Annotated in this window: 5 protein-coding genes, 1 tRNA gene and 1 rRNA gene; 6 read left to right on the forward strand and 1 reads right to left on the reverse strand. The window is 69.6% G+C overall.

What is annotated here, in order from left to right:
* The 3 genes from rrf to ACWC21_RS25880 all read left to right on the forward strand — a co-directional run.
* Positions 1-93 (forward strand): 5S ribosomal RNA (gene rrf / locus ACWC21_RS25870); the annotation flags it as partial.
* Positions 94-207: 114 nt separating this feature from the next.
* The gene (locus ACWC21_RS25875) at positions 208-870 is read left to right on the forward strand and encodes a DegT/DnrJ/EryC1/StrS family aminotransferase (protein ID WP_450885304.1); all 663 of its coding nucleotides are present in this window, start codon (positions 208-210) and stop codon (positions 868-870) included.
* A 96-nt stretch (positions 871-966) separates the two neighbouring features.
* A tRNA-Thr gene (locus ACWC21_RS25880) sits at positions 967-1,042 on the forward strand.
* A gap of 54 nt (positions 1,043-1,096) precedes the next feature.
* Here ACWC21_RS25880 and ACWC21_RS25885 read toward each other — a convergent pair.
* Positions 1,097-3,853 (reverse strand): SpoIIE family protein phosphatase, encoded by a 2,757-nt coding sequence (locus ACWC21_RS25885; protein WP_450885212.1) that lies wholly within the window; start codon positions 3,851-3,853, stop codon positions 1,097-1,099.
* A 379-nt stretch (positions 3,854-4,232) separates the two neighbouring features.
* Here ACWC21_RS25885 and ACWC21_RS25890 point away from each other — a divergent pair, with 379 nt between their 5' ends.
* From ACWC21_RS25890 to ACWC21_RS25900, 3 genes are all read left to right on the forward strand, one after another.
* On the forward strand, positions 4,233-9,692 hold the full coding sequence (locus tag ACWC21_RS25890) for a HAMP domain-containing protein (protein WP_450885213.1): 5,460 nt from the start codon (positions 4,233-4,235) through the stop codon (positions 9,690-9,692).
* Between the two features lie 305 nt (positions 9,693-9,997).
* Positions 9,998-10,684 (forward strand): response regulator, encoded by a 687-nt coding sequence (locus tag ACWC21_RS25895; RefSeq protein WP_450885214.1) that lies wholly within the window; start codon positions 9,998-10,000, stop codon positions 10,682-10,684.
* A gap of 122 nt (positions 10,685-10,806) precedes the next feature.
* Positions 10,807-13,584, forward strand: a complete 2,778-nt coding sequence (locus tag ACWC21_RS25900; RefSeq protein ID WP_450885215.1) for a DNA translocase FtsK — start codon at positions 10,807-10,809, stop codon at positions 13,582-13,584.
* The last annotated feature ends 51 nt before the right edge of the window (positions 13,585-13,635 follow it).

A 13,635-nucleotide genomic window follows, 5' to 3' on the forward strand; every position in this document is an offset into this window, starting at 1 on the left:
ACGCCCGGTTACATTCCGAACCCGGAAGCTAAGCCTCACAGCGCCGATGGTACTGCAGGGGGGACCCTGTGGGAGAGTAGGACACCGCCGAACAAATTTTGAAAGGGTTGGTCCCTGAACTTCGGTTCGGGGACCAACCCTTTTTTGGTGTGCGTCACTTGAAGTTAACGTTCCGCAACCAGCATCCATGTCATGGGTACTGCTGCAATGCTCAGGGCCGCCGGCGTCGGAGTCGGTGACGAGGTCGTCGTGCCGGCCTTCGGGAACGTCGAGGTCGCCGAAGCCGTGACCCTGGCCGGCGCGCTTCCGGTGTTCGCCGACATAGATCCGGCGACATACTGCCTCGACCCCTCGGCCGTCGAGGCGTCCACAACTCCCCGCACCGCGGCGATCGTTGTCGTCCATCGCTTCGGACGACGGGCGGACATCGCAAGGTTGCACACGATCGGTCAGCAGCACGGGCTGCTGGTACTGGAGCAGGCCGAGTCCGAGGCTCCGTACGACGAAGTGGCCCAGCGCCGGGAACGGGCCGCCTACCTCGACGCCAAGCTCAGGGGCGTACGCACGCCCGACGGTGGTGACGGGCACACCTACCAGCAGTACGTGGTCCGCGTCCCCGGCAACGGCCGGCCGGACCGGGACGCCTTCGCCCGTGCCATACGCGCCAAGGGCGTTGACTGCCGACTGCCCGTGAAGACGCCCGTGCACCGGCTGCCGGAATTCCGGCGGTGCGTGGCGCTGCCGGAGACCGAGCGGGCCGCCGACGAGACGCTGGCGCTGCCCGTGGACGCCTCGTTGACCAAGCGGGACATGCAGCGGATCGTGTCCGCCTGCAACGCTCTCGGCGGACTGCTTCAGCCTGCCTTCTGAGCAGGACGTGAGCAGGCGATGAGCGAGTTTGGGAACTCGGGTCCGCCCGGGGTATGATCTATTCCGTCGCCGCGAGGGAAACCTCAAAAGCGACAGGCCCCTATAGCTCAGTCGGCAGAGCGTCTCCATGGTAAGGAGAAGGTCAACGGTTCGATTCCGTTTGGGGGCTCCACCAAAACCATTCGAAAAGACCCCCCGCCCTCTCGGGCGGGGGGTCTTTTCACGTCTACTCCGGGTGAACCTCCGGCACCCGCATCGCCAGGATCGCCATGTCGTCCGACGGGGCGTCGGACGCGAAGCGCTCCACCGCGCGCATGATCCGTGCGGCCACCGCTCCCGCCGTGAGGCCCGTGCACGTGGTGAGGACCTCGGCGAGGCCGTCGTCCCCCAGCATGCGGGTGCCCTCACGGCGTTCCGTCACGCCGTCCGTCACGCACAGCAACACATCACCCGGATCCAGAGTGAACGTCTGCTCGTACAGCTCCAGGTCCTCGATGACGCCGAGGAGCGGCTGGGGCTCGGCCGCCGCCTCCACCGTGCCGTCCTGGCGCAGGCGCAACGGCAGCGGATGGCCGGCGCACACCACCTTCAGCTCCGCGCTGCCGTCCTCCCGCGGCCGCAACTCGCCGTACAGCAGCGTCAGGAAGCGGCTGCGGTCGCCCTCGTCGAGGATCGCCGAGTTCAGGCGTTCCAGAACCGCAGGGCCGCTCAGCCCCTCCCGGGCCAGCAGACGCAGTGCGTGCCGGGCCAGGCCCGTGACCGCCGCCGCGTTCGGGCCCGTACCGCAGACGTCGCCGATGGCGAAGCCGTACGTCTCGTCGTCGATCGGGAAGACGTCGTAGAAGTCACCGCCGACCTCGTTGCCCTCGCCGGCCGCGCGGTAGATGACCTCGACCTCGACACCTTCGATGTGCGGCTGCCCGGGCGGCAGGAGGCTGCGCTGGAGGGCCTGGCTGATGGCCGTGCGCTCCGAGTACAGACGGGCGTTGTCCAGCGCCAGGGCGGCACGGCGGGACAGGTCCTCGGCGAGTTCCAGGATCTCCTGGCGGAAGTGCTCGTCGGTGGGTTTGCCCAGCGTCAGCATGCCGATGACGCGGTTGCGGGCGACCAGCGGCAGGACGACCGTCTCGCCGCCGACCGCGGCGGCCGTGGCGAGCGTCGGGCCGATGCCCGAGGACATGCGGTACGCGGGACCGCCGGTCAGGCCGAGGCTGCGCATGGAGCTGCGCAGCGCCGCCTGGTGGGCCACCTCGCCGGGGGCCGACCAGACACGGGCGCCCGGCGTCGGTACCGGGTCGGGGGGAGAGATCTTCGACAGCAGGGACTTGATGCCGTCGATGAGTTCCTCGTCCTCGTGCAGCACGTACGACAGATACGGTTCCGAGGCCTGGTCGGCGATGGTGTACACGGCACACCAGGTGGCCAGGGTGGGCACCGTCATCTGCGCCATCAGTGCCAGTGTCTGGTCGCGGTCGAGAGTGCCGGCGAGCAGGTCGGAGGCCTCCACCAGGAAGCTCAGGGAACCGCGGCGCAGCCGCTCCAGCTCGCCCAGGCGGGCCGACTCGACGGCCAGGGCGATCCGGTCGGCGGCGAACTGCAGGCGCAGGGCCTCCTCGTTGGAGTATCTGCTCGGAGCCTCCGCCGCGACGCCCAGGGAGCCGGTGAGACGGCCCTCGACCTTCAGCGGGACGGTGACGACCGAACGCATGCCCGTGTGGTTCAGCAGGGGCACGGCGCCGGGGACCGCGGTGAGATCGTCGTGGACGGCCGGCATGCGGGCCGAGCCGTAGCGGCCGGGGCCCGCCTCCACGGGGACGCGGGCGAAGCGCTGGCGGGCGGAGGGCAGGCCGGTGGAGGCACGGACCTCCAGCTCAGTCTCGTCGTCGGTGGCGAGCAGCAGGAAGGCCGCGTCGCCGTCGAGCATGTCGCGGGCGCGTTCCACGGTGCGCTGCAGGAGGCCGTCCAGGTCGTCCGGCGCGGGGGAGCCGATGAACACCTCGAAGGGGTCGGTGCTCTGGCCGTCGGCGGTCGGGGCGGCATCGGAGGACGGGAGGCGCAGCGGCGTCTGCAGGACGGCGCGCTCGTGGTCCCGTACCAGCAGGCAGACCGTGGAGGGTTCGCCGCCGGTGTCGCGGACCCGGAGATGGGAGGCGTACACCGGGGTGACCCGGCCGTCGGCGCAGCGGATGCCGTAACTGCCCTCCCAGCGGGAGAGCCGGAGGGCCTCGGCGATGCCGGTGCCGGTGCCCGGGGTGTGCGGCCAGGCGGCGAAGTCCGTCAGCGGCCTGCCGGTGACCTGGTCGGCGGGGTGCCCGAAGAGCTCCTCGGCGTCCTCGTTCCAGGCCGCGATGGAGCCCTTGCGGTCGATCTGGACGACCGCCACGCGGACCCGGCCGTCGGCCAGCGGCAGCAGGTCCGCGGGCAGGGGAGGGCCGGCGGCACGGGTGCCGACCGGGCGTTCGGGCAGGTCCAGCTGGAACCAGACGTTCTTGTGCGTGGGCGTGTACTCCACGCCCCAGCGGGCGGCCAGGGCCGCGCACAGCTGGAGTCCGCGGCCGCCCTCCCGGTCCGGATTGCCCATGGTGGCGGCCGGTCCCTGGAGGGGTACCTCGCGCTCCGGATACCGGTCTGCGACCTCGATGCGCACCCCGTCCTCGGTGCGCAGGCACAGCACGTCCGCGGCGGTCCCCGCGTGCACCACCGCGTTGGTCACCAGTTCACTGGTGAGCACGACCGCGTCGTCGACGATGTCGGCGAAGCCCCACCCCTGGAGGGTGTCGCGGACGAAGGACCGGGCGGTCGCGACCGATCGGCCGACGGGCTCGAAACTGGCGGCCGCGCGCGCGGTGATCACAGAACTCCTCGACCGGTTGTCGACGTGCAGGGGTCCGGCAGCGTCCGGCTCGCGCCGCTGATGCGGCATCCGCGTGCCCGTCGGCCGGGGGTCCGGGGGATGTCCCCCGGGGATCAGTCCGGTGGTCATGGTCTGCGGCCGCCCCTCCGATGCCCGCTCGTGCTCGTGCCACCGCCCAGGCCGGACGGACCGGCGCGGCTGGACAGCCGCATGCAAGGTTACTTACCTTCGCGGTCCGTGCGGATGCCGGTCGGCGGTGATTACGCCCCCAGAGTGTGCGGACGATGTGCGAAGCTGCCGAACTGTTATGGCCTGGTTCGGCCGGGGTGAAACACTGGGCAAGCTTCTGGTGAAGGTCCGGTCAGTCTGAGTGCGTTCCGTGCACGGAGGGCAGCAGCCCCTGGTGCGGGCGGATCTCGTCTGGCAGAAATACGCATCAGTAACCGGCATGCGGTACAGAAGCAACCCGAGCACAGCAGTAACGGTCGATCCCTGCGGGAGGGACACAGTGGAGTCTGGCGCAGCGACGCGGAGCACGAACACGCGCGCGAAAGGCGGACCGTCCCAGGGCAGGCGGCGGAGCGGCACCACCCAGGTGGACACCGCCGCCCTGGACCGGCTGCTGGTGGCTCTGGTGGCCATGCGGGACGGGAATTTCCGCAAGCGGCTCACGGTGTCCGGGGACGGCGTGATGTCCGAGATCGCGGCCGTGTTCAACGAGGTGGCCGACCGGAACATGCACCTGACGGGGGAGCTGTCCCGGGTGCGGCGCGTGGTGGGCCGTGAGGGGAAGCTCACCGAGCGGCTGGAGACGGGGGCCTGCGAAGGTTCCTGGGCGGTCGCCATCGACGCTTCGAACGCGCTGGTGGACGACCTCGTACGGCCCGTCTCCGAGGTGAGCCGGGTGCTGACCGCGGTGGCCGAGGGCGATCTGTCGCCGCGGATGGAACTCAGGACGCAGGCGCCGGAGGGCACCGGGCATCCCCTGCGGGGCGAGTTCCTGAAGGTCGGGCGGACGGTCAACAACCTGGTCGACCAGCTGTCGACGTTCACCGACGAGGTCACCCGGGTCGCCAGTGAGGTCGGTACCGAGGGCAAGCTGGGCGGGCAGGCCCGGGTGCGCGGTATGTCGGGTTCGTGGAAGGACCTGACGGAGTCCGTCAACACGATGGCGAACCGGCTCACCGCCCAGGTGCGCGACATCGCGCTGGTGACCACGGCGGTCGCGCGCGGTGACCTGTCCCGCAAGGTCACGGTGCATGTGGCCGGCGAGATGCTGGAGCTGAAGAACACCGTCAACACGATGGTGGAGCAGCTGTCCTCCTTCTCCTCCGAGGTGACCAGGGTCGCCCGTGAGGTGGGTACCGAGGGCATCCTGGGCGGTCAGGCACAGGTGCCCGGGGTCGCCGGCGTGTGGAAGGAACTCACCGACTCCGTCAACACCATGGCGGGCAACCTCACCGCCCAGGTGCGGGGGATCTCCCAGGTCACCACGGCCGTGGCCAACGGTGACCTGTCGCAGAAGGTGACCGTTCCGGCGCGCGGCGAGGTCGCACAGCTGGCCGAGACGATCAACCAGATGACCGAGACGCTGCGGATCTTCGCCGACGAGGTCACCCGCGTGGCGAACGAGGTCGGGGCCGAGGGGCAGCTCGGCGGGCAGGCGAACGTGCCGGGCGCGGCGGGCACCTGGAAGGACCTCACGGACTCCGTCAACACCGTGTTCCGGAATCTCACCACGCAGGTGAGGGACATCGCCGCCGTGACGACGGCCGTGGCCAACGGCGACCTGTCGCAGAAGGTCACCGTCGACGTGGCCGGCGAAATGCTGGAACTGAAGAACACCGTCAACGGGATGGTCGACCAGCTTTCGGCCTTCGGTGCCGAGGTCACGCGGGTGGCCCGGGAGATCGGCGTCGAGGGTGAACTGGGCGGCCAGGCGCAGGTGCCGGGCGCGGCGGGTACGTGGAAGGACCTGACGGACTCCGTCAACACGGCGTTCCGCAACCTCACCGGTCAGGTCCGCAACATCGCCCAGGTGACGACGGCGGTGGCCAACGGAGACCTGTCGCAGAAGGTCACCGTGGACGTCTCCGGCGAGATGCTCAAGCTGAAGAACACCGTGAACACGATGGTGGACCAGCTCTCCAGCTTCGCCGACCAGGTGACGCGGATGGCGCGGGACGTGGGTACGGAGGGCCGTCTGGGCGGTCAGGCCCGGGTGGACGGCGTCTCGGGCACATGGAAGGAGCTCACCGACTCCGTCAACTCGATGGCCGGGAACCTCACCTCGCAGGTGCGCAATATCGCCCAGGTGACGACCGCGGTGGCCCGGGGCGACCTGTCGCAGAAGATCGACGTCGACGCGCGCGGGGAGATCCTGGAGCTGAAGAACACCATCAACACGATGGTGGACCAGCTCTCCGCCTTCGCCGACCAGGTCACCAAGGTGGCGCGCGAGGTGGGTACCGACGGGCGTCTCGGCGGCCAGGCGCAGGTGCCCGGTGTGGCGGGCGTGTGGCGTGACCTGACGGACTCGGTGAACGGCATGGCCGGCAACCTCACGGCCCAGGTGCGCAACATCGCGCAGGTCGCGACCGCGGTGGCCCGGGGCGACCTGTCGCAGAAGATCACCGTGGACGCGCGCGGGGAGATCCTGGAGCTGAAGAACACGCTGAACACGATGGTGGACCAGCTGTCGTCGTTCGCCCAGGAGGTCACGCGCGTCGCCCGTGAGGTGGGCACCGAGGGCATGCTCGGAGGCCAGGCCGAGGTGCAGGGGGTCGCGGGCACCTGGAAGGACCTCACGCAGTCCGTGAACTTCATGGCGAACAACCTGACCATCCAGGTCCGCAACATCGCCGAGGTCACGACGGCGGTCGCCAAGGGCGACCTGTCGAAGAAGATCACGGTTGACGCCAAGGGGGAGATCCTCGAGCTGGTCACGACCGTCAACACCATGGTCGACCAGCTGTCCAGCTTCGCCGAGCAGGTGACCCGGGTGGCCCGTGAGGTGGGCACCGAGGGCATCCTCGGCGGTCAGGCGCACGTGCCGGGCGTCACGGGCATCTGGAAGGACCTCAGCGACAACGTCAACCTGATGGCCAACAACCTGACCATGCAGGTGCGGAACATCTCCCAGGTGTCGGCGGCGGTCGCCAACGGCGATCTGACCCGGCAGGTCACGATCGAGGCGCGCGGCGAGGTGGCGCAGCTCGCCGACACCATCAACACGATGGTCAAGACGCTGAGCTCGTTCGCCGACCAGGTCACCAAGGTGGCCCGCGAGGTGGGCACGGACGGCATCCTCGGCGGTCAGGCGCGGGTGCCGGGTGTGGCCGGCACATGGAAGGACCTGACCGAGTCGGTGAACGGGATGGCGTCGAACCTGACCGGCCAGGTCCGCAACATCGCCATGGTCACCACCGCCATCGCCAAGGGTGATCTGACGAAGAAGATCGACATCGACGCCCGCGGCGAGATCCTGGAGCTGAAGACGACGATCAACACGATGGTCGACCAGCTGTCCAGCTTCGCCGAGGAGGTCACCCGGGTGGCCCGCGAGGTGGGTACGGAGGGCCAGCTCGGCGGTCAGGCACGCGTGCGTGACGTCGACGGCACCTGGCGGGACCTGACGGAGTCCGTGAACGAGATGGCCGGGAACCTGACCCGGCAGGTGCGCGCCATCGCGCGCGTGGCGACGGCGGTGACCCGGGGCGACCTGAACCTGAAGATCGACGTCGACGCCTCCGGCGAGATCCAGGAGCTGCAGGACTACATCAACAAGATGATCGCCAACCTGCGCGACACCACGATCGCGAACAAGGAGCAGGACTGGCTCAAGGGCAACCTGGCCCGTATCTCCGCGCTGATGCAGGGCCGCCGGGACCTCGAGGACGTGGCCTCGCTGATCATGAGCGAGCTGACGCCGGTGGTCTCCGCGCAGCACGGGGCGTTCTTCCTGGCGATGCCGCTGGTCGACGGCAAGGACATGAGTGCCGAGAGCGAAGAGGCGTACGAGCTGCGGATGCTCGGGTCGTACGGCTATTCGATGGGCTCCATGCCGACGTCGTTCCGGCCGGGCGAGGCGCTCATCGGTACGGCGGCGGAGGAGAAGCGCACGATCCTCGTGGAGAACGCGCCCAGCGGCTACCTGAAGATCTCCTCCGGGCTCGGCGAGGCGCCGCCCGCGCAGGTGATCGTGCTTCCGGTGCTCTTCGAGGGCAAGGTGCTCGGCATCATCGAGCTGGCGTCCTTCACGCCGTTCACGCAGATCCAGAAGGACTTCCTCAACCAGATCGCCGAGATGATCGCGACCAGCGTCAACACCATCTCCGTCAACACCAAGACGGAGGTGCTGCTGAGGCAGTCGCAGGAGCTGACCGAGCAACTCCGGCTGCGGTCGGAGGAGCTGGAACAGCGTCAGAAGGCGCTGCAGGCCTCCAACGCCGAACTCGAGGAGAAGGCCGAACTGCTGGCCCAGCAGAACCGCGACATCGAGGTGAAGAACACCGAGATCGAGGAGGCGCGGCAGGTCCTGGAGGAGCGTGCCGAGCAGCTCGCGGTGTCCATGCGCTACAAGAGCGAGTTCCTGGCCAACATGTCGCACGAGCTGCGTACGCCGCTGAACTCGCTGCTGATCCTGGCCAAGCTGCTCGCCGACAACGCCGAGGGCAATCTCTCCCCGAAGCAGGTGGAGTTCGCCGAGACCATCCACGGGGCCGGTTCCGACCTGCTGCAGCTGATCAACGACATCCTCGACCTGTCGAAGGTGGAGGCGGGCAAGATGGACGTCTCCCCGACGCGCATCGCCCTGGTGCAGCTGGTGGACTACGTGGAGGCCACCTTCCGGCCGCTGACCGCCGAGAAGGGCCTCGACCTGTCCGTGCGGGTCTCGCCGGAGCTGCCCGCCACCCTGCACACCGACGAGCAGCGGCTGCTCCAGGTGCTGCGGAACCTGCTGTCCAACGCGGTGAAGTTCACCGACTCCGGCTCGGTCGAGCTGGTGATCCGGCCGGCCGGCACGGACGTACCGCTGGGCATCCGGGAGCAGCTGCTGGAGGCCGGGTCGCTGACCGACCCGGCCGGGCCGCTGATCGCGTTCTCGGTGACCGACACCGGCATCGGCATCGCGGCCAGCAAGATGCGGGTGATCTTCGAGGCGTTCAAGCAGGCGGACGGCACGACCAGCCGCAAGTACGGTGGCACGGGCCTCGGGCTGTCGATCTCGCGGGAGATCGCGCAGCTGCTCGGCGGTGAGATCCACGCACAGAGCGAACCGGGACGCGGCTCGACGTTCACGCTGTATCTGCCGCTGCACCCCAGCGAACTGCCGCCGCAGGGCTACCAGCAGTCCCTGCCCGCGCTGGAGGCCGGCGACCTGGTCGCCTCCCAGGCACACTCCCTGGAGCTGTCCGCGGTGGAGATCGAGACGCCGGCCGAGGTGAAGTCGTACCAGGAGACCCAGAACGGCGCCGCCGCGCTCTTCCGGCGCCGGCGCCGGGGCACCCCGGCGACCGAGCAGCACACCGAGCACTGGCCGGTCGCCGAACAGCAGGAGGCGCCGCAGGCGGGGGCCAGGCCGGTACGGTTCGGCGGGGAGAAGGTCCTGATCGTCGACGACGACATCCGGAACGTCTTCGCGCTCACCAGCGTCCTGGAGCAGCACGGCCTGTCCGTGCTGTACGCCGAGAACGGCCGCGAGGGCATCGAGGTCCTGGAGCAGCACGACGACGTGGCCGTGGTGCTGATGGACATCATGATGCCCGAGATGGACGGGTACGCGACCACCACGGCGATCCGGCGGATGCCCCAGTTCGCCGGGCTGCCGATCGTGGCGCTGACCGCGAAGGCGATGAAGGGCGACCGGGAGAAGGCGATCGAGTCGGGCGCGTCCGACTACGTGACGAAGCCGGTCGACCCCGATCACCTGCTGGCGGTGATGGAGCAGTGGATGCGCGCGGAATGAGCGGGGGCCGTCCCCGGACGGCCGGGACGGCCCGGTTCGGGTGAAAGTCGGGTGAAGGTGCCGGGAACCTTCGCCGTAGATCGGCGGTTGTTGCCGCAGGGTGGCCACAGGGGTGTGGAAGTGCGGGAATCGGGGAACCTTCTGGTCTCCCGCCGCGTTTCCGCTACGTGCACAGTGACATCGCGGTGACAGGGTGTGGCGACAGGCGGGGTGCGGCTACCATGACCGGCACAAGGACGGGCGGCGAAAGGGAGTCGTCCCCTGGGGCGGCGCCCGGTGTACCGCCGGGGCGAGGAGGGCGGGCCATGGTGCAGAAGGCCAAGATCCTCCTGGTCGATGACCGGCCGGAGAATCTGCTGGCGCTGGAGGCCATCCTCTCTGCGCTCGATCAGACGCTGGTGCGGGCATCGTCCGGGGAGGAAGCGCTCAAGGCACTGCTCACGGACGATTTCGCGGTCATTCTGCTGGACGTCCAGATGCCAGGAATGGACGGTTTCGAAACCGCGGCGCACATCAAACGGCGAGAACGGACCCGGGACATCCCGATCATCTTCCTCACCGCCATCAACCACGGCCCGCACCACACCTTCCGGGGTTACGCGGCCGGCGCGGTGGACTACATCTCCAAGCCGTTCGACCCCTGGGTGCTGCGCGCGAAGGTCTCCGTTTTCGTCGAGCTGTACATGAAGAACTGCCAGCTGCGGGAACAGGCGGCGCTGCTGCGGCTCCAGTTGGAGGGCGGCAACGGCAAGGGCGCCGTCGGCGGCGGCAAGGAGTCGGCCGGACTCCTCGCCGAACTGTCCGCCCGGCTGGCGGCCGTCGAGGAGCAGGCCGAGGCCCTGTCCAAGCAACTCGACGACGAGTCGGCGGACGCGGCCGCGGTGGCCACCGCGGCCCATCTCGAACGGAAACTGACGGGGTTGCGCCGGGCCCTCGACGCCCTGGAGCCGGGCACGGGCGGCGGAAGTGCCTCCATGCCGTCGCAGAACTGACGCCGCGGCGGCCGCGCTCAACGGTGAGCGAGCGTCAGCTCCAGGTTGACCCAAGGGCGACACGAACGGGTGAAGCTGTGGGCACACGTGTCCGCTGTCGTCTCCCCCGGTAATCTCACACCATGGCCTCACGTCCCTCCGCAGCCAAGAAGCAGCCCGCCAGGAAGGCGGCTGCTCCGGCGAAGGCACCGGCGAAGAAGGCCGCCGCGAAGAAAGCCCCGGCGAAGAAGGCGCCCGCCAGGAAGGCCGCGGCGAAGAAGGCCGTGCCCGCTCCGAAGCCGGCCCCCAGTCCCACCGGGGGCGTCTACCGGCTGGTGCGCGCCCTCTGGCTCGGCCTGGCGCACGCCGTCGGCGCCGTCTTCCGCGGCATAGGGCAGGGCGCCAGGAACCTCGACCCGGCCCACCGCAAGGACGGCGTCGCGCTGCTGCTGCTCGCCCTCGCGCTGATCGTCGCCGCCGGCACCTGGGCCGATCTGCGCGGCCCGGTCGGGGACCTCGTGGAGATCCTGGTGACCGGCGCCTTCGGCCGCCTCGACCTGCTGGTGCCGATACTGCTGGCGGTCATCGCCGTGCGGTTCATCCGGCACCCGGAGCAGCCGGAGGCCAACGGACGGATCGTCATCGGCCTGTCCGCGCTCGTCATCGGCGTGCTGGGCCAGGTCCACATCGCCTGCGGCTCGCCCGCGCGCAGCGCCGGCATGCAGGCCATAAGGGACGCCGGGGGGCTCATCGGCTGGGGCGCGGCGACGCCGCTGACGTACGCCATGACCGATGTCCTGGCCGTTCCCCTGCTCGTGCTGCTCACGGTCTTCGGGCTGCTCGTCGTCACCGCCACCCCGGTCAACGCCATCCCCCAGCGGCTGCGCGCGCTCGGCGTACGCCTGGGTCTGCTGTCCGATCCGGCCGGCGGCGAGTTCGACGAGTTCGGCGAGTTCACCGACGACGACGAGCGCTACGACGACCAGTGGCGCGAGGCGTTGCCCGCGCGCCCCCGCGGGCGCCGGAGCGCTCCTCAGGCGTACGACCCCGACAGCGCCGAGCAGGAGGCCATCGCCAAGCGCCGGAGCCGCCCCAGGCGCTCGGCCGTGCCGCAGCCCGCCATGGACCGGCAGCCGGACGCCGTGGACATCGCGGCCGCCGCCGCGGCCGACCTCGACGGCGCCGTCCTGCACGGCATGCCGCCCTCCAGGATCGTCGCCGACCTCACCCAGGGCGTCAGCGTGGGCGACCGTGAGGACACGACGCCCACACCCGTACCGTCCCCCACGCCGCCCCCGGAACCGGCCACCAAGCCCGTCCGGGCCCCCGCCGCACGCACCGAGCAGGGCAAGCGCACCGACGGCGCGGTCCCCGACCTCACCAAAGCGGCCCCCGAACCGCCCCGCGACCTGCCGGCGCGCGCCGAGCAGCTCCAGCTCTCCGGCGACATCACCTACGCGCTGCCCTCCCTGGACCTGCTCACCCGCGGTGGCCCCGGCAAGGCGCGCAGCGCCGCCAACGACGCGATCGTCGCCTCACTCACCACCGTCTTCACCGAGTTCAAGGTCGACGCGGCCGTCACCGGCTTCACCCGCGGCCCGACGGTCACCCGCTACGAGGTCGAGCTCGGCCCCGCCGTGAAGGTCGAGCGGATCACCGCACTGACCAAGAACATCGCGTACGCCGTCGCCAGCCCCGACGTGCGGATCATCAGCCCCATCCCCGGCAAGTCCGCGGTCGGCATCGAGATCCCCAACACCGACCGCGAGATGGTCAACCTCGGCGACGTGCTGCGCCTGGCGGAGTCCGCGGAGGACGACGACCCGATGCTGGTCGCCTTCGGCAAGGACGTCGAGGGCGGCTATGTGATGCACTCGCTGGCGAAGATGCCGCACATGCTGGTCGCCGGCGCCACCGGCTCCGGCAAGTCGTCCTGCATCAACTGCCTGATCACCTCGATCATGATGCGTGCGACCCCGGAGGACGTCCGCATGATCCTCGTCGACCCCAAGCGCGTCGAGCTGACCGCCTACGAGGGCATCCCGCACCTGATCACCCCGATCATCACCAACCCCAAGCGGGCCGCCGAGGCGCTGCAGTGGGTCGTACGCGAGATGGACCTGCGCTACGACGACCTGGCGGCGTACGGCTACCGGCACATCGACGACTTCAACCGCGCCGTGCGGGAGGGGAAGGCCAAGCCGCCGGAGGGCAGCGAGCGGGAGCTCCAGCCGTACCCGTACCTGCTGGTGATCGTCGACGAGCTGGCCGACCTGATGATGGTCGCGCCGCGTGACGTCGAGGACGCGATCGTGCGGATCACACAGCTCGCGCGCGCCGCCGGCATCCATCTCGTACTCGCCACACAGCGCCCGTCCGTGGACGTCGTCACCGGCCTCATCAAGGCGAACGTGCCTTCGCGGCTCGCCTTCGCCACCTCCTCGCTCGCCGACTCCCGGGTCATCCTCGACCAGCCGGGTGCCGAGAAGCTGATCGGCAAGGGTGACGGCCTCTTCCTCCCCATGGGGGCGAACAAGCCGACCCGCATGCAGGGCGCCTTCGTCACCGAGGAAGAGATCGCGGGCATCGTCCAGCACTGCAAGGACCAGATGGCGCCCGTCTTCCGGGACGACGTCACGGTGGGCACCAAACAGAAGAAGGAGATCGACGAGGACATCGGCGACGACCTCGACCTGTTGTGCCAGGCGGCCGAACTGGTCGTCTCCACGCAGTTCGGCTCGACCTCCATGCTCCAGCGCAAGCTGCGCGTCGGCTTCGCCAAGGCCGGCCGGCTGATGGACCTCATGGAGTCCAGGAACATCGTCGGGCCGAGCGAGGGTTCCAAGGCGCGTGACGTTCTGGTGAAACCCGATGAGCTGGACGGTGTGCTCGCGGTGATACGCGGCGAGTCTGAGGGGTAGGGATTCTTCCTACAAAGGAACGCGGGCCGTCCGGTGGCAGGAAGTGACCGG

Source organism: Streptomyces sp. NPDC001348, from assembly GCF_053597535.1.